The sequence below is a fragment of the uncultured Ruegeria sp. genome (genome assembly GCF_947489545.1).
Classification (GTDB): Bacteria; Pseudomonadota; Alphaproteobacteria; order Rhodobacterales; family Rhodobacteraceae; genus Ruegeria.
This window is the reverse complement of sequence record NZ_CANLDZ010000013.1, coordinates 105,629-123,711: the sequence shown is the minus strand read 5'-3', so window position 1 is coordinate 123,711 and position 18,083 is coordinate 105,629. Positions and strand designations below refer to the sequence as shown.

Annotated in this window: 13 protein-coding genes; 8 read left to right on the top strand and 5 right to left on the bottom strand. The window is 56.5% G+C overall.

What is annotated here, in order from left to right:
• Positions 1–11 precede the first annotated feature (11 nt).
• Positions 12–1,925, bottom strand: a complete 1,914-nt coding sequence (locus Q1B13_RS17415; RefSeq protein ID WP_299082614.1) for an ABC transporter substrate-binding protein — start codon at positions 1,923–1,925, stop codon at positions 12–14.
• Complete coding sequence (locus Q1B13_RS17410; protein ID WP_299082613.1) at positions 1,918–3,690, bottom strand: ABC transporter ATP-binding protein; 1,773 nt, start codon at positions 3,688–3,690, stop codon at positions 1,918–1,920. Before Q1B13_RS17410 ends, Q1B13_RS17415 begins: the two co-directional genes overlap by 8 nt.
• Before the next feature lie 233 nt (positions 3,691–3,923).
• Here Q1B13_RS17410 and Q1B13_RS17405 point away from each other — a divergent pair, with 233 nt between their 5' ends.
• The 7 genes from Q1B13_RS17405 to Q1B13_RS17375 all read left to right on the top strand — a co-directional run bounded on the left by Q1B13_RS17405 (position 3,924) and on the right by Q1B13_RS17375 (position 11,904).
• Complete coding sequence (locus Q1B13_RS17405) at positions 3,924–4,421, top strand: class I SAM-dependent methyltransferase (RefSeq protein WP_299082612.1); 498 nt, start codon at positions 3,924–3,926, stop codon at positions 4,419–4,421.
• Positions 4,422–4,440: 19 nt separating this feature from the next.
• Positions 4,441–5,070: a glutathione S-transferase gene (locus Q1B13_RS17400; RefSeq protein WP_299082611.1), complete on the top strand. Its 630-nt coding sequence runs from the start codon at positions 4,441–4,443 to the stop codon at positions 5,068–5,070.
• 114 nt (positions 5,071–5,184) lie between these two features.
• On the top strand, positions 5,185–7,587 hold the full coding sequence (locus tag Q1B13_RS17395) for an FAD-dependent oxidoreductase (RefSeq protein ID WP_299082610.1): 2,403 nt from the start codon (positions 5,185–5,187) through the stop codon (positions 7,585–7,587).
• A gap of 2 nt (positions 7,588–7,589) precedes the next feature.
• Positions 7,590–9,140 carry a trimethylamine methyltransferase family protein gene (locus Q1B13_RS17390; RefSeq protein ID WP_299082608.1) on the top strand — a complete coding sequence of 517 codons (1,551 nt, stop codon included), beginning with the start codon at positions 7,590–7,592 and terminating at the stop codon, positions 9,138–9,140.
• Complete coding sequence (locus tag Q1B13_RS17385; protein WP_298936555.1) at positions 9,141–9,815, top strand: TetR/AcrR family transcriptional regulator; 675 nt, start codon at positions 9,141–9,143, stop codon at positions 9,813–9,815.
• Positions 9,812–11,116, top strand: coding sequence for an FAD-binding oxidoreductase (locus tag Q1B13_RS17380; protein ID WP_299082606.1), 1,305 nt, complete (start codon positions 9,812–9,814; stop codon positions 11,114–11,116). Before Q1B13_RS17385 ends, Q1B13_RS17380 begins: the two co-directional genes overlap by 4 nt.
• Before the next feature lie 56 nt (positions 11,117–11,172).
• Positions 11,173–11,904: a hypothetical protein gene (locus Q1B13_RS17375; RefSeq protein ID WP_298936557.1), complete on the top strand. Its 732-nt coding sequence runs from the start codon at positions 11,173–11,175 to the stop codon at positions 11,902–11,904.
• 13 nt (positions 11,905–11,917) lie between these two features.
• Here the strand turns inward: Q1B13_RS17375 and Q1B13_RS17370 are convergent, their stop codons facing one another.
• Positions 11,918–12,277 carry a DUF3307 domain-containing protein gene (locus Q1B13_RS17370; RefSeq protein ID WP_298936663.1) on the bottom strand — a complete coding sequence of 120 codons (360 nt, stop codon included), beginning with the start codon at positions 12,275–12,277 and terminating at the stop codon, positions 11,918–11,920.
• Between the two features lie 244 nt (positions 12,278–12,521).
• Between Q1B13_RS17370 and Q1B13_RS17365 the strand changes: the two genes are divergently transcribed.
• On the top strand, positions 12,522–15,518 hold the full coding sequence (locus Q1B13_RS17365) for an ABC transporter transmembrane domain-containing protein (protein ID WP_299082630.1): 2,997 nt from the start codon (positions 12,522–12,524) through the stop codon (positions 15,516–15,518).
• A 159-nt stretch (positions 15,519–15,677) separates the two neighbouring features.
• On the opposite strand, the gene Q1B13_RS17360 is transcribed toward Q1B13_RS17365, so the two are convergent.
• Both Q1B13_RS17360 and Q1B13_RS17355 read right to left on the bottom strand, forming a co-directional pair.
• The gene (locus tag Q1B13_RS17360; protein WP_299082604.1) at positions 15,678–16,910 is read right to left on the bottom strand and encodes a mandelate racemase/muconate lactonizing enzyme family protein; all 1,233 of its coding nucleotides are present in this window, start codon (positions 16,908–16,910) and stop codon (positions 15,678–15,680) included.
• Between the two features lie 24 nt (positions 16,911–16,934).
• Positions 16,935–18,029, bottom strand: coding sequence for a Zn-dependent alcohol dehydrogenase (locus Q1B13_RS17355; RefSeq protein WP_299082602.1), 1,095 nt, complete (start codon positions 18,027–18,029; stop codon positions 16,935–16,937).
• Positions 18,030–18,083: the final 54 nt, after the last annotated feature.

The window sequence follows — 18,083 nt, the reverse complement described above, 5'->3', positions numbered from 1 at the left end:
AGCTGCTCCTATCAGTCGGCGAAAAAGAACTCGTCCGGGCGGTGAATACCAAAATGTGCTCCGGGCTCCCAAGCCCACATGGCCTGTTGCGGGACGTTGCGCAAACGGTTCGAAACTACGATCGGCTGAGGCGCGCCATTCAAAATCCCAATCGCATATAACTGATCCGCATGGATATTGAGCATCTCAGTCCAAGCCGCTTCGCGCTCTTCATCGTTTGCCGCAATTTCCCAATCGTGTGCCAGTTCCATCAGGCGTTCAGCCTCGGGCATGTCCGGGGCTTCGCCGACCTCACCGCTTGTTTGGTAGAATTGCCCCCATTTGGGCCAAGCCAGAAAGACCTGATCCGTCGGCGCCAGATAGGCCGGTGAGGTATGGGCCTGCGGAATTCCGTCGTCCCAACCAAACCAGACTGAAGCCATGGTGTTTCCCGCAAATACACGATTGCGCAGAATGTCCCGGTCCAGCGGACGCATCACCAGTTTGACGCCAATTTCCCGCCACGTGTCGGTGACAATTTGCAAGGCATTTTCGACTTCTTGGCGTTCACCCGCAGTTTCAATCACCAACTCCATTGGTCGGCCGTCAGGCAGCAGGCGGATACCTGACTTGTCCCGCTTATCAAGTCCGGCTTCGTCCAGCAGAGCATTGGCCTGATCTACGTCGTATGCAGCCCAGGATTGCGCGTTTTCTTCGTTGTAAAAGGGCGAAGCCGGAAGCACCGACATCGCTCCCGGATGCGCCAGTTTGAAGTACAGCGCCTGATTGATGGTCTTGCGGTCAATCGCAAGGGACAGCGCACGGCGGACCCGCACGTCCCGCAGAACATTGCGCCAGGCTTCGTCATCAAAGTTCAGGTTGGGATAGATCGCAATTTGCGACGCTACTCCGGTCTTCCACAACAGCGTTTTGTAGCCGCCATTTGCCTCACCCTTTTTCAGGATCGACGCATCGCGAAAGGCCAGGCCTCGACCCTGCAAGTCGCTTTCGCCAGCGTTGGTTTTGGCAGCCACCAGACCGGGGGCAACGATTTCCATCTCGACAACATCGATATACGGAAGCTGAACCCCCATGCTATCAATCCGGTGGTAATAGGGATTGCGCACAAAGTTGTGTCGGATCTTCTTACCAGAACTGGCGTTCAACCAGGGTTGCAAGGTGGGCAGTTCGTGATTGTCGAACTTATATAGATTGTCGAGTTTGTTGTGCAGCGCCGCCCAGCTTTTGACGCGAGCATCTTCGACGTGAAAAGCAAGTTCCTCCTGATCAGCGAATTTCTCGTGAAACTGTTTCAGGAAGGCGGAAGGGCGATAGATAAACGGGGGTCGTGCCTGCGCCAACGACTGCAAGAAATCAGGATTTGGATCATCCCACTCGTAGATCACCGTTTTTTCGTCCGGAAACGAGACCGTGGGCAGTTTGCCCTCAACGATTAGAAAGTCCGGTGGGCCCGACGGGCTAAGCAGTTCGTTATTTGCCACGTCTTCCCACCAATAGCGGAAGTCTTCCGAGGTAAACGGTGTTCCGTTGGACCACTTATGCCCCTCGCGCAGGCTCAGCGTGAATTTCCGATTGCCTTCGGTTTCGTACGAAGACAGCAGATCGGGGACAATTTTGTAGTCCTGGTCAAACCCAACCAATCGCGCGTAACCGTAAACAACCATCTGTCGGATGTCCTTGGATCGGGTGACCATTGTCCGAAGGGTGCCGCCCGGTGTTCCGAAGTCGCGCCCTTTGGCGGCCAGATCGACGATCAGCGGTTCATTTGGCAGGCGATCTTGAACGGGCGGCAGATTACCCGCATCAACTTCGGCTGCCCAAAAAGTGCTCTCTTGCAGCTCAGGTATGGCTTCCGCCGTAGCAGAGAAAACCCCGGCAAAGGCCAGCGAAACGGCCAGGATCATAGTGCGAGTGGTCTTATACATGGCAACGTACCTTATGGCCCGGTTCCAATTCCACCAGTGAAGGTATCACGGTGTCCGAGAAACGAAAGGCTTCGTCCCAACTGTCCGGCGCGCCGGCACCCAGCGAAACCATTTTCAGGTCGATTGGGCGATTGATGTCGGGTTCGGGTTGAGCGGCAATCAGCGCCTTGGTGTAAGGATGGCGCGGATTGTAGAATAGGGTTTCGGGTGGGGCCTGTTCCACGACAAGACCGCGTCGCATAACCGCGACCTCGTCAGCGATGCGCGCCACAACAGCTAGGTCGTGAGAGATAAAAAAGTAGGAAAGGTTCAGGCTGTCCTGCAGTTGTTCCAGCAGCGTCAGGATTTGTTCCTGAACGGAAACATCAAGCGCCGAGGTCGGCTCATCACAGACAATCAGTTGCGGATCCAGCATCATCGCGCGCGCAATCGACAGACGTTGTCGCTGCCCGCCAGAAAAGGCATGTGGGTAGCGTTTGAGCATATCTGCGTTAAGGCCGACACGTTGCAACATCTCTGACGCTTTGTCGCGTTGTTCAGAGGACGATCCGATCCGATGAATCTCCAACGGCTCGGTCATGGCATCCTGTATCCGCATCCGAGGGCTGAGCGAGCTGTAGGGGTCCTGGAACACCATTTGTGCCTTGCGTTGAAACGCAGTGCGCTGGGCGCGGGTCATTTGGTGAACCGTGATGGGGTCTTCGTTCGGCGACGTGCGGAACAGAATTTCCCCGCCGGGGTCCGGAAGTTCGGCACCAAGGGCGATACGGGCCGCAGTGGTTTTGCCCGATCCGCTTTCGCCGACAATCGCCAGCGTCTTGCCACGCGCCAGATTCAGGTCAACACCGCGGCAGGCATGGATTGCCTTGTCAGCCTGCCAACCTTTGCTGGACCGCATGGTGTAGGTCTTCGACACATCTTTCATTTGCAGGATCAGATCTTCGCTCGGCATCGGCAGCCCGACGGCCTCCTGATCTGGAATTTCGGGTGCCGCGTCAAACAATTGCTTGGTATAGGGGTGCGCCGGACTTGTAAGGATGGGGGCGGCTGACCCTGCCTCCATCACGCGGCCTTTGTGCATGACCACGACCTGTTCCGCCATGTTGGCGACAACACCCAGATCATGAGTGACAAGGATCAGCGCCATGCCAGTTTCGCGCTGCAGTTCCTTGATCAGGCCCAGAACCTGCGCCTGAGTGGTCACGTCCAATGCGGTTGTCGGTTCGTCGGCAATCAGCAGTTCAGGTTTTGACACCATGGCCATGGCGATCATGGCGCGCTGGCGCATGCCGCCAGACAGTTCAAACGGATAAGAATCGTAGGCCCGCTGCGGATCAGGAAACCCCACGCGTTCGAACTGGGACAGGACTTCTTTGCGCGCCTGTGCTGCTGAAGCCCCGCGATGCAGCCACAATACTTCGCTGACCTGATTGCCGATTTTGTGCAAAGGGGACAGGGATCGCATCGGCTCCTGAAAGATCATCGAGATCCTGTTGCCGCGAATATTCCGCATCTCGCGTTCACTGATCGTCGTCAGTTCTGCCATTCCCTTGGAGTCGTTCAAGGTAATCTTGCCGCTGCGAATTTGGGCGATGCGGGGAAGAATACGCAAAGCAGCCCGGCACGATATCGTTTTCCCCGAACCAGATTCTCCGACTAGCGCAAGTGTCTGTCCGGCCTCAACATCAAAATTCACACCCGTGACAACAGATTTTGCCGTGCCAAAGCCGATGCTGAGGTCTCTGACAGACAACAACGCGCTCATGCGGGTTTTCCACCCGGCTGGCCGTTCGCTAACATCGGCTAAATCAACTCCCCGTGTTTTTTTGTGCAGTGTCGCCCGGTTCTGCCCGACTAGTCAAACCCGTTCTTTGGCTGAAATGTCGCGAAAATGTGAAACTTTGGACTTCTGTCCTACACAAAGTCTTGAGTTTTTGCCATCACGGGCGGTGTCGACCTCATCTAAGTTGGCGACTGGTATCAAGGAGAGATTTCCCCGTGTCCGAGAATCAAAGCCGACTGGATCTGTTTATTGATCGCATGGTGTCGCAGCGTACCTGCCTGGATTTCGCGATTGGCCAAACCAACGACATGTCGGGTCCTGTGTTCGAATTGGGCTTGGGCAACGGTCGAACCTATCACCATTTGGTGCAGCATATTCAGGGCCGTCCGGTATTTGTTTTCGAGCGGGCGGTTGCGTCCCATCCGGATTCCACGCCTCCGGAAGACCGCGTTATCCTTGGGGATGTGCGCGAGACACTGCCTGCATCTGTTGAACGGTTTGGCGCATCAGCCAGTTTGATCCACGCTGATCTGGGCGGTCACAACCGGGAAAAGAACGATGCGTTCGCACGGTTTGTTTCGCCTCTGATCGAGCCCCTTTTGGCGCAGGGTGGGCTGATGGTCTCCAGCGACCGGATGTATTTTGACACGCTAACCGAATTGCCGCTGCCCGATGGTGCGGTTGATGGGCGTTGCTTTATCTATCGCCGTTGATCCGCGAGGAAGGCAGACAATGATTTATTATGATTGTTCTACGGCCCCGAACCCGCGTCGTGCCCGTATGTTCATCGCAGAGAAAGGGTTGGAGATCGAGACCCGCGATATCTCGATTGCCAAAGGTGAGCAATTGAGCGATGCGTTTCGCGCCGTGAACCCCCGTGCCACAATACCGGTTCTGGTAACGGAAGCGGGGACGGTGCTGACGGAAAACCTGGGCATTGCTGCGTACCTTGAGGCTCGGTTTCCTGAACCGCCGCTCATGGGCAGGACGCCGGATGAAAAAGGTTCGGTCCTGATGTGGAACGCAATTGTCGAGCAACAGGGCGGAGTACCGATTGCCGAAGCTTTGCGGAATGCGCATCCTACGTTCGCGGATAGGGCCATCCCCGGCCCCGTGAATTACGCCCAGATCCCCGAGCTGGCGCAGCGAGGTGTTGATCGGACAATACTGTTCTTCGATCTGCTAGAGGAAAGACTGAAGGATAGTTCGTATGTTGCGGGGGAGAGTTTCACACTCGCGGATATCTCGACCTTTGTCTTCGTCGATTTCGCGCGTGTCGTGAAAATGCGGATCCCCGAGGGTAACACGGCCACTCAGTCTTGGTTTGAAGCCGTGAAATCCCGCCCCAGCGCGTCCCTGTAGCAACTGAGGTAAGTTGCGCAGTAATTTTACGCGGTAAATACTGTACAGAAATGTCTAGACAGAAGTGAACAGTGCTACTAGCGTCTCCTGAGGTTCTATGCAGGGGAGGTTGGGATGAAATCCCAGTATCGTGTCGTGGTCATCGGGGGCGGTGTTGTGGGCGCCTCGGTTTTGTATCATCTGGCCAAGTTCGGTTGGTCCGATGTGGTCATGCTGGAACGCCGGCGCCTGGCGTCGGGGTCGTCCTGGCACGCAGCAGGCGGCATTCATGCACTGAACGCGGATCCGAACATGGCGTCGCTGCAGGCCTATACCATCGACTTGCTGAGCGAGATCGAGAAAGAATCCGGTCAGAATATCGGCCTGCATATGACAGGTGGTCTGACCTTGGCCGGAACGCCGGAACGCTGGGAATGGTTGCAGGCGAACTACCGCATCTTCCAGTCAATCGGCATAGACGATTGCGAATTACTGACGCCGGAAGAGGCGCAGAAACGTTGCCCGATCATGTCCACTGACGGCGTACTGGGCGCCATGTGGGCTGATCGCGAGGGTTACATCGACACAACCGGCACCGTGCAGGCCTATGCGACGGCCGCGAAAAAACGTGGGGCCGAGTATTATGAAGAAACCAAAGTCGAAGAGCTGATCCAAACCGACGATGGCTGGAAAGTTGTCACCGACAAAGGCACGATTACGTGCGAACACGTGGTCAATGCCGCAGGCCTCTGGGCCAAGCAGGTGGGGCGTATGGCGGGTGTGGAATTGCCGGTTTCGCCGCTCAAACACCACTATCTGATTACGGATTCCATTCCCGAAGTGGCTGCCGCGGATTTTGAGATGCCGATGACGGTCGACCTCGAAGGGTTCACCTATATGCGGCAGGACCAGAAAGGTGTTCTGATTGGCATCTATGAGGTAGATCACGAACACTGGGCCATGGATGGGGCTCCGTGGAACTATGGCGAAGAGCTGTTTCAAGAACAGCTCGACCGGATCGAGAACGAACTGACGCTGGGCTTCGAACGCTATCCTTCAATTCAGGATGTCGGTATCAAAACTTGGGTCAACGGAGCGTTTACCTTCTCGCCGGATGGCAACCCGCTGGTCGGGCCTGTTCCGGGAAAGCGCGGATATTGGTCAGCCTGTGCGGTGATGGCTGGTTTCCTTCAAGGTGGCGGTGTTGGCAAGACGCTGGCCGAATGGATGATCCATGGCGAGCCCGAGGCTGATGCTTGGCCAATGGATGTGGCGCGTTATGGCGATTTTGCTCAGAACAAACGATACATCCGCGAAACCACAGGGCAGTTCTATTCCCGTCGTTTCGTGATGACTTACCCGAATGAGCAACTGCCCGCGGGCCGTCCGTTGAAAATGACCCCGGCCCATGACGCGATGACTGAGGCAGGGTGCAAATGGGGGGTGAGCTGGGACCTTGAAGTACCGCTCTATTTTGCACCCAAAAGGTTCGAGGAGACGCCGACCCTAAAGCGCTCCAACGCACATGATATTGTGGCCGAGGAATGCAAGGTGATCCGCGAAGGTGTCGGCCTGATGGATATCTCGGGCTTCTCACGGTTCGAAGTCACGGGGCCAAACGCGGAAGTTTGGCTCGACAAAGTCATGGCCTCGAAATTACCAGTCCCGGGGCGGGCGAAACTGGCGCCGATGCTGGGGGAGAACGGGCGCCTAAAGGGCGATCTGACCGTGCTGAACTGGGGTGATGGCACTTGGTGGATTATGGGCAGCTACTACCTTCGCGCCTGGCACATGCGCTGGTTCGACGACCACATGATCGACGGAGTCGAGATCCGCGATCTGGGCGAGGAATATTGCGGCTTTGGTCTCGTTGGGCCGAAATCGCAGACGGTGATCGAGAAACTGGCCGAACAGGGAATCTCGGGCTTGAAATTCATGGGCTGCGGCGATTTCGATATTGGTCTCGTTCGCGCCCGTGTGGCGCGTATGTCGGTGACGGGTGAAAAAGGCTATGAGATCAACTGTCGCTATGGCGATCATATCAAGCTGCGTCGAATGCTACTTGAGGCCGGGGCCGAGCATGGCATTCGCGAATGCGGGTTCAACGCGATGCTGTCGACGCGTCTTGAAAAGAGCTTTGGTATCTGGTCGGCGGAATTCACCCAGCTTTATACACCGGGCATGACAGGGATGGATCGCTGGATCGATTGGGACAAGGACTTTGTCGGTAAAGACGCGGCTGTGGCTGAGCGCGACGGCAATGGTCCGGCTCAGGTTCAGGTGACACTGGAAGTCGATGCGCTGGACGCAGATGCCAGCGGATACGAACCTGTTTGGGCAGGGAAAGAACGTGTCGGGTTTGTGACTTCGGGTGGGTACGGCCACTACACTGGCAAGTCCCTTGCGATGGCGCTGGTCAATCGTGACAAGATGGAACCGGGAACGGAACTGTCGGTGCATGTGGTAGGTGTCGAGCGCCCGGCCCGCGTGATTGCGCCATCGCCCTATGATCCCCAAGGCAAAGCGATGAGGGGCTGAGGATGATCGCGCAGACCTCAGAACGGGGCAGACGACGGCGTGGGCGCGGATCAGATGCTGCCCCGCCGATTCGTCGCGATGTGAACTACCGTCAATTGCGGAACCCTTTCCCACAGATGGAAGTGTTCCCGGCGGACCAGATCGCGGACATGCACGAGACTGCTCTGCGTACGCTTGAAGAGCTTGGGGTCAAGGTCTTGCTGCCCGAAGCGATCCGTATCTTCAAAAAAGCGGGCGCAAAGGTAGATGAAGACAGCCAACTGGTCTTCATCGGGCGCGACATTGTTGAGGCGGCGATTGTTTCTGCACCCAAATCTATCTCCTGCCGAGCCGGGGCGCGGCGTAGGGACTTTACCTTGGAATTGGGGTCGCTGGTTTTTCAACCCGGGGCAGGAGCCCCGAATGCGACGGATTTGGAACGGGGGCGCCGTGCTGCAACCGGGCAGGACTATTTGGACTTCCTGAAACTCACGCATCATTTCGATGTGTTCCAGATGATTTCGCCACAGGTCGAACCGCAGGACCTTCCGACCAATCTGCGCCACTACTTCACGACACAGGCGCAGATGGAGCTGACGGATAAATTCCCGTTCTTCTTCTCGCGCGGGACACCGCAGGTAATGGATTGCTTTGAGATGCTGTCGACCGCGCGCGGCCTGTCCGACGACGTGTTTCGCGGCAACGCGCATTGCTACACGATCATCAACACCAATAGCCCGCGCACGCTTGATATCCCCATGGCGCAAGGGCTGATCGACTTCGCGCGCCATGGGCAAATGTCGATTATCACACCGTTCACGCTGATGGGGGCGATGGCGCCAATTACAGTCGCCGGTGCAATCACGCTGTCCCATGCCGAGGCTCTGGCGGCGCTGACGCTGGCGCAGCTGACCAATCCCGGTGCACCAGTTTGTTATGGAACCTTCACCAGCAATGTGGACATGAAGTCGGGGGCGCCTGCGTTTGGGACGCCTTCGCATTTTCAGGCATCTTTGGCAGCAGGGCAATTGGCGCGGTATCTGGGATTGCCATGGCGGTCGGCAGCAGGATCAGCATCCAATACCAACGATGTTCAGGCGGCAAACGAAAACCAGTTCGGCCTGTGGGGCTGTCTGATGGCCGGGGCCACGGTGATTATTCATTCTGCTGGTTGGTTGGAAGGTGGCCTAACTGTGTCGTTCGAAAAGCTGGTCTGCGATGCCGAGGTGTTGAACATGATCGCCGAACTCTGTGCCGGTGCGCAGGCCGGAGAGGCCGAGATCGGCTTTGACACTGCGCTGCGCGAGGTCGAACCGAGTGGCCATTTCTTTGCCTCCAGCCAGACGATGGAGCGTTACAACACCGAATTCTACGAACCCCACGTGCACGACTATGCCAATTTTGGCACCTGGACCGAGCGCGGATCGGTGGATGCCAATCATCGTGCGACCGGTGTTTGGAAAGGCATCCTGAATGACTTTGAGGCCCCGAACATCGACAACGACAAGCTGGGCGCTCTGCATGACTTTATTGCCCGACGCACCGCCGAGGGCGGCGCACCGCCGGAGAGTTAAATGAACACAAAACCGGTCCTGCATAGGGATGATCCACAGGCCGAACCGCTGGTCGGCAATATCAAGGTCACGCGTGATGATTGGTTGAACGTTGCCATGGACGTTCTGATTTCGGATGGTGTGGACCAGATCAAAGTTCTGAATCTGGCCGAGCGGATGGCCGTATCTCGGTCGTCCTTCTACTGGTACTTCAAGTCGCGTCAGGAACTGTTGGATGCGCTTTTGGCGCGGTGGCAGGCCACAAACACGGCGGCCCTGATCGCACAGGCTAAGGCACCGGCAGAAACCATCACAGCAGCCGTTTGCAATGTGCATCGATGTGTTGTGAACACAGAGTTGTTCGATACGGCGTTGGATTTCGCGATCCGGGATTGGGCGCGAAAGTCCGGCAAGGTACGTCGCATTCAGGATCAGTCGGATGCTAAACGTTTGAAAGCCCTGCACGCGATGTTTGCGCGTTACGGCTACTCCGAGATTGAGGCCGAAACCCGGGCGCGCGTGCTTTACTACATGCAGATCGGATATGACCTGGCTCAGTTGAACGAGCCGATGGCAACACGGCTGTCGATGGTTCCACACTATCTATATGTCTTCACCGGTGTCGAACCAAGGCCCGAGGAAGTCGAGGAATTCAGCGCCTATTCAAAGCGCTATTGGGAAGGAGACACAGAATGAGCCAACCAGACGCAATCATCATCGGAACCGGTGTCATCGGGGCGGCCATCGCATTTGAGATGGCCAAGGCGGGCTGGAAGACATTGTCACTGGACCGCAACAGCCAAGTCGGCCACGGCTCGACCGCCGGGTCCTGCGCCATCATTCGCATGCACTATTCGACTTTCGACGGAACGGCTTTTGCGTGGGAGGGGTATCATTACTGGCGTGACTGGGCCGACTATCTTGGGCTGCCTGAAGACGCCAATCTGGCGCAGTTCCGTGAAACTGGCTGTCTGGTCATGAAAACCGATGCCAATGGTTTGCTGGAAAAGCACAAGCTCAACAGTGCCGATTTGGATTGTCCGTTCGAGGAGTGGTCGCCCGAGAAAGTCGCTGAACGTCTTCCGGTTTATTCACAAGACAGCTTTGCCCCCGCGAAACGCATGGATGATCCGGAGTTTGGCCAGCCAAACGGCCGTAAGATGCAAGGCGGCGTGTTCTGGCCACAAGCGGGCTATGTCACCGACCCTGCCTTGTCTGCGCAAAACCTGATGGATGCTGCAAAACAACACGGGGCAGAGGTCCGTACCGGTGTCGAGGTTGTTGAGGTTCTGGCTGAAGGCGGACGCGTGGCGGGCGTCAAACTCGCGTCGGGGGAAGAAATTCGTTCAAAGGTGGTTGTAAACGTTGCCGGACCGGGGTCGGCGATCGTCAACAAAATGGCCGGTGTTCTGGATGACATGACCATTGAAACCCGCCCCCTGCGGCAAGAGGTGGTACATGTTCCCTCGCCCGAAGGCTTTGATTTTGAAAATCAAGGGACGATTGTTTCGGACAGCGACATAGCCTGTTACTGCCGCCCCGAGCATGGAAACCACATCCTGATCGGGTCAGAAGACCCGGAATGCGACCCGCATCAGTGGTGTGAAGATGACGTTCACTACAATCCTGACTTCACGGATCAATGGACGACCCAAGCCATGCGCTATGCGCAGCGCGTGCCGAGCCTCGGTATCCCTTCGAAAACGCGCGGGGTCGTCGATTTGTATGACGCTTCGACCGATTGGATCCCGATCTACGACAAATCCAGCCTGCCGGGGTTCTACATGGCCTGCGGCACCAGCGGGAACCAGTACAAGAACGCGCCAATCGCGGGAAAAATGATGACTGCTTTGATCGCATATTGCGAGGGTGGAGTGGATCACGACGCACAACCGTTGCAGTATGAACTGCCCTATATCAAGCGGTCGATCGACGTTGGCTTCTATTCACGCAGGCGCCCGATCAATGAAGAGAGCAGTTTTTCGGTACTGGGCTAGCCGCCCACCGAAAATGCTCTAAGATTCATGGGGCTCGCACAAAAGGCGGACCCCAGATGACCGACACGAAGAACAGAGTCCTGATCCTCGGCAGCGCCCCGTCTGCTATGGCGGCGCGCGATTGGGCAAGATCCCCATTCACGCATATTGTGGCCATCAACAACGCCTGGCGCATCCGACAGGATTGGGATTTCCTGATACATCCCGAGGATTTTCCGACAGAAAAGCGCCCCGAAAGATTGAACGCGGGTCAGAAAATAGTGTCGGCCGATGACTATGTCCCAAGACAAAACGAATTTGGCGGATTCGTTTATGCGGGCGGTACGATGGCTTTTACGGCAGGCTATTGGGCATTGTCGGCTTTGCGCCCCGAGATCATCGCCTATTTCGGATGTGACATGGTGTATGACGGTTCCGGTCAGACACATTTCTACGGCACCGGATCAGCCGACCCTTTGCGAGACGATATCACCTTGCGCTCTCTCGAGGCGAAATCTGCCCGGTTGGGATGCTTTGGTGCATTGCAAAGTTGCCGGATGGTTCGCTTGTCCGATCGGGACAGCCGTTTAGTCTATCCGTCGGTCAAAGCAAAAGATCTATCTTCGGGTCCGCTGCTGTCGACCAAACGCATGATTGCACCGCTTCAGCTTGAAGCTGAGCTGGGCTATTATGTGCCATCGGGTCGGTATTGGGAGGCCAAGCAAAAGTTCGAACTTGATAAGATCGACGCGCTGGACCAGCTGTGGCTATCTGCCTATCAGTCAAGCGCGCTGGATGCAGTCGCTTGATCTCGACGAGCTGTCAGGTTGCGAACGTAACCCAGGCCCAAACCATTGCAACATAAGTCAGGTTATGCAGGCACTGATCCAATCCCGCCGCGCGCCAAAACGCGGCCTGATTGGGCTCCAGCTGCTTTTTGTCGGAATAGCTTGCCTTGAAGAAATCGATGTTAAAGTGAACAACCCATTCCAGGGCCCCGATGACCAGAATAAACGTCAGTGGTGCGCCGAACAGCAGGAACACGATAACAGAACCAACGACGTGCACACCGGCATGCTGTGCACGACCCATGTGAAAATACTCTCCTCGCCCGGAAAGCATTTTAGGTGTCTGTAGGAAGAAATCGGCAAACATATGCTTGATCTGCAATAAGCAGAGCATAAGAAATACTGCGCCAAAACTGGCAGTCAAAAGTACCCTCCCGATCTCGTCCTGCCCGAATACTATGACTGAAAACGCGGGCACGTAAATGAACTAGTTCACACAACGCGAATAAATATACCAAGTGTGAAACTATTTGCGTATCCCAACTGGAATACTGTAAATTCAATCTGTTGTATTTGCGTGCATAACACCAAAATCACTTCGTTGATCAGCAGCAGGGGCAGGTTCAATAGAACGCACGATTTTTCGGTTCATTTGGAAGTACTCCAAGCGCGACCAGCTGATTTTGCTGGCCGTCACATCGACGTTGTTCCCATTGCTGTACCTGACGCTGGAGCTGCCGAAACGCATCATCAATGATGCGATTGGCGCCACAAGCAGCATTGTCGAGTTCTGGGGTTACAGCCTGCCGCAGACGAATTTTCTGATCATTTTGTGTTTTGCCTTTTTGGTCGCGGTTCTGGCGCACGGGCTGATGAAGATGCGTATCAACACCATGAAAGGTGTGCTGAGCGAGCGGATGCTGCGCCGGCTTCGCTATCAGTTGATCAGTCGCACCTTGCGATTCCCACAGCCTTATTTTGAGCGCGTCAGCCAAGGTGAGCTGGTATCGATGATCACCGCCGAAAGTGAGCCGATGGGCGGGCTGATGGGCGATGCGATCAGTCAACCGGTTTTGCAGGCCGGGCAGATGATCACCATCCTGTCTTTCCTGTTTCTGCAAAGCTTCTGGTTTGGTCTGGCCGCCGTCGCGCTGATCCCGGTTCAGGCCTGGTTGATCCCGCGCTTGCAACGTCAGATCAACTTGCTGAACAAACGCCGTATTCAAGAAGTGCGCGTATTGGCGGCCCAAATCGGTGAAAACGCCGCAGGCGCATCGACCCTGCGCGCGAACGGGGGGTGGCGGTATCGTCGGGCCATGATCTCGGATCAATTGGGTCGGTTGTTTGGCATCCGGTTCGAGATCTACCAGAAGAAGTTTTTTATGAAGTTCATAAACAACTTCATCTCGCAATTGACGCCGTTCATGTTCTACCTGGTTGGCGGGCTTCTGGTGCTTCAGGGGTCGGTTTCACTGGGGGCTCTGGTTGCGGCGCTTGCGGCTTACAAAGATCTCAGCTCGCCCTGGAAAGAGCTGCTGACCTACTACAACCAGACCCAGGATATGTCCCTGCGCTGGGATGTCGTGATCGAACGCTTTGCTCCTTCCGGTATGCAGGATGAAAAGCTGTTCGAAGGTGAGCCTGAAGCACGCCCGCATCTGAATCGCGATATTGTTCTGGATCGGGTGTCGGTCCGCGACATCGATGGAAATCAGGTGTTGGATGATCTAAACCTGACTTTTCCGCATGGCAAAACCATCGGTATCGCCGCGCCAAGCGAAGAGGATAGGCGAGCGATCGGAGAGTTGTTGACCCGGGAAATCCTGCCAAGTGCAGGTCGGGTCGAAATCGGTGATCAGAAACTGTCCGAGTTGCATCAAGGTATTGTGGCAGCACGCATAGGCTATGCCTCGTCCCGGCCGGTCATGTTCCAAGGCACACTGGGTGACAACGTCATGATGCCGATGCGGTACAAGCCATTGTCAAACGCCGCCGACGATCCAGATTTTCCGGAAACTCTCAGGGCTGGGAATAGCACCGACCCTTTCAAGGCTGAATGGCTGGATCCGTCTCTGGCGGGTTTAGACAGTGCAACCGCGTTGCGAGATTGGTGGCTACGGCTGATTGATGGGATGGGATCCGGGGCTGCACTGTTCCAGCGCGGTGCAGAACAGGAGTTCAATGCGACAGAACACCCAGAGCTTGCGCAAAAATTGGTTGAGCTTCGCCCGCGTGTTCAGCAAGCAGTTCATGAGGCAGGGTTGGAACAGCATGCTCTGATCTTTGATCGGGACAGCTACAATCCGGCGCTTCCCGTGGCTGAAAACCTGCTTTTTGCAACACCTCGTGTTTCAGTGACACAAGACCTGCTGGCGCAACAAACTGTCTTTCTGGGGCAATTGCGCGAGCTGGAATTGGACGAGACACTGATAGCGTTGACGCGTGACGTGATCGATATGCTGCGGCAGATCTTCGGGCTCGACGGAACGGATCACCCATTGTTCCGCAAGTTGGGGCTTGAGGCGCAAACCTATGAAACAGCCGTCGAGCTGGTCGAGCGCACACGCAAGGAAGGTGCCGCTGGGCTGGATGACGGGCAGTTGGCCAATTTGCTTGCGGTTCCCTTGGTGATTTCGGCCGAACAGATCGGGCCGGCGTTTACAGATGAGTTGAAGGACCGGATCCTTGAACTGCGCCACAGTCATTCCGAGAAGCTGTTGGAGCGGTTGCAGGATGTCTTCGTGCCGCTGAAACCGGACGAGTTTGCGCCCGGCTTAACGGTGATGGAAAACGCCCTGTTCGGGAAAGTCAGCCAGATAGGCGGTGTGCGTTCGGATGAAGCGCGCAAACTGATCGTCGATGTGTTGGACGAAAATGGCGCACGGCCGCTGGTGGTGGAATTGATCTACGACATTCCGGTGTCTCTGGGGGGGCAAAACCTGCCAGCCGTTTTTGCCGAACCTTTGGCCTTTACCCGGGCAACGATCAAAAAACCCGACATTTTGATCCTGGAAAACGCGCTGGCCAGCTATGACATGCAGACACAGGTCGCTGTGTACAAAAACCTGCGTGAATTGCTGCCCGAGACCACGGTCATCTACCTGAATGACCAGTTCGAAAGCCCTGATGTATTCGACATGTATGTTGAAATCCGACAAGGTCGTGTGGTCACTGACGAAGGACCTGCGGACGTGGAGGAGGACAGCGCTGCCTCGGCCGACCTTGCGCGCAAGCTTCGCGCATTGGAACAGACCCCTCTGTTTTCGGGGTTGGATCGCAGGCAATTGCGCCTGTTGGCCTTTGGTGCGCGCTGGTTCAATGCGGCTCCCGGGCAGGTGGTGTTTTTGAAAGATGATCAGCCGACGGACGGGGCTTATGTTGTCTTGGACGGTGAGGCTGGGCTGTATCTTCCCCAAATCGAGGGACCCGATCAACTGATTGCAAAGGTTGGGGCGGGCGCTTTGGTCGGCGAATTGGGGTTGATCCGCAAAGAACCGCGCGCCTTGAGTATGGTTGCCGAAACAGAGCTGTCCTGTTTGCGCATCGGTGAGGAAGAATTCCTGGCCGTTGTGGAAAACGACGCGGCTACGGCGTTCAAGCTGTTGCAGGTCATTGCCGGATATGTTTCGAACTAAAACACGATGTGCTGGCTTTCTAAGCCGGAATTAGTGTTGTCAGACGACTGCTTTGTTTCTGACAACCGGCGCGTGGCAATCGCCTCACCGTGTGTTTGACGCCTCGTCCCAGCCACCCAGCTACGTTTTAGAGACGCAGGATACCTCGAGCCAGCTGGATCAATCCTCGGTAGCAGGGGCTCCGCCCTGAAAGGCGTTGCCGTCGGTGTAATCGCAGGGCGCCTCTTGCATCTCCAGATGCAATCCGTCGCCGCTGTAGGGATGCGCGCGCGCCAGATCTTCATCAACGTCGATTCCAAGGCCCGGCGCCGACGGCGCGGCGACATACCCGTCTTCTACGCGCAAGGACCCCTTGATCAATTGGTCGTGGTAAGGCGTGTCGATAGATTCCAGCAACAGCAAGTTGGGGATCGAGGCCGCGAGATGGATATTGGCAGCCCATTCCACCGGACCGGCGTACAGATGCGGAGCCATCTGGGCATTAAACACCTCGGCCATTGCCGCAACCTTCTTCATCTCCCAGATCCCGCCCGCGCGCCCCAGCGCGGGTTGCAGGATTTCAGCAGCACCCGCACGCAGAACAGCGCCAAATTCGGCCTTGGTGGTCATACGCTCACCCGTGGCCACCGGAATGCGGACGTTGCGGGCAACGCGGGCCATGTCGTCGATCATGTCCGGCGGCGTTGGTTCCTCGAACCAGAGCGGTGAGTAAGGCTCCAGTGCCTGCCCCAGGCGAATTGCACCTGCGGTGTTGAATTGACCATGAGTGCCAAACAGCAGATCGGCCTTGTCACCGACGACCTCTCGGATCGCCTGGCAGAATGCCACGGACAAAGAGATGTCTGTCATCGCCGGCATGTGCCCGCCGCGGATTGTGTAGGGCCCGGCCGGGTCGAATTTGACAGCGGTGTATCCGCGCCTGACCATTTCCGCCGCACTTTCCCCGGCTTGTTCCGGGGACGTCCAGAAGTCTGTCAGGTTGTGTTGGGGCAGGGGGTAAAGATACGTATACGCCCGGATACGGTCGTTCATCTTGCCGCCAAGCAGAGCATAAACAGGTCGGTCACGATCTTTGCCCAAAATGTCCCAACATGCAATTTCCAAGCCAGAAAACGCCCCCATCACGGTCAGGTCGGGGCGTTGTGTGAAACCGCTGGAATACGCACGCCGAAACATCAGTTCGATATTCTCGGGATTTTCACCCTGCATGTGCCGCTCGAACACGTCGCGGATGACATGGCGCATGGCATCAGGCCCGACCGAGGATGCATAGCATTCTCCCCAACCGGTAACACCCGTGTCGGTTGTGACCTTGACCAAAATCCAATAGCGCCCGCCCCATCCGGGCGCCGGGGGAGCGGTAATGATAACGTCGAGGTCTTGCAGCTTCATCAGATGCCCTCCTGTCAAGCGCGACTAGCTTCGGTCAAACACAATAACGTTGCGCTTGGCCGCTCCGGATTTGGTGTCCGTGATGGCATAGTTGATTTGATCCAGCGACCAGCGGCCAGAGATCAATTCATCCAGTTTCAGCCGACCTTGTTCATAAAGATCGATCATCCAGGGGATATCGCGCTGGATAACAACGTCGCCCATTTTCGATCCCACCAATCCTTGGCCAAGTGCGGCCAGAATGACCGGCTCGTAACGCGCTTCATCGCCGGAATGCGGCATGCCGATCATGATGGTCTTGCCACCCGGGCCAAGGTAGCGCGGCGCTTGTTCGTAGGCCGGAATTGCGCCGACGGTGATCAAAACTGCATCCGCTCCGCGTCCGCCCAAAGCCTTGTAGGCTGCTTTCCAGGGTTCTTTCAGGCTGCCGAGCACGCCATGGGTGGCGCCGAACTCTTTGGCCATTTCCAGTTTTTCCTCGGTCATATCGACTGCCACGATGCGCCGCGCGCCCGCGATCCGCGCCCCTTGGATGGCGTTCAAACCAACGCCACCGGCACCGATCACCACCACATCCTGACCTGGTCGCAACCCGGCAGCGTTAACAGCGGCACCAACGCCGGTGATCACACCACATGACAGCAGGCTGGCCAGGTCTTTCGGCAGGCTTTCCGGGATTTTCACAATTTGCCGATAGCTGACCACCACTTTCTCCGCAAAGGCCCCACAGGCCATGGCTTGCTGCAATGGCTCTCCATCGCTGGTTTGCAGGGGGCCTTTGACCGTATCGTAAGGCGTTTCGCAGATTGTGGGTTTCCCACCAGCACAGGATGGACAGGACCCGCAAGCGCGGATCAGGGTGACGACAACAGGATCGCCGATCTGGAACTCGCCTACGGCTTCGCCAATTGCGGTGATAACTCCGGCGGCCTCATGGCCATAAACAGCAGGTAAAAAGCCGCCCCAGGCTCCATCGGCAAAGGAAATATCCGAATGACAGATGGCCACGGCATCCAGGGTCACTTCGACCTCTCCGGTTCCGGGTGCGGCCAGTCGAACCTCTTCGATCACCAACGGTTCATTGAAGGCCCGGCACACTGCGGCTTTGATGATTTGCATATTTTCCCTCATTCCCTTTGGTCCACGGTGGCGCGTGATGCAGCAACCTGCAAG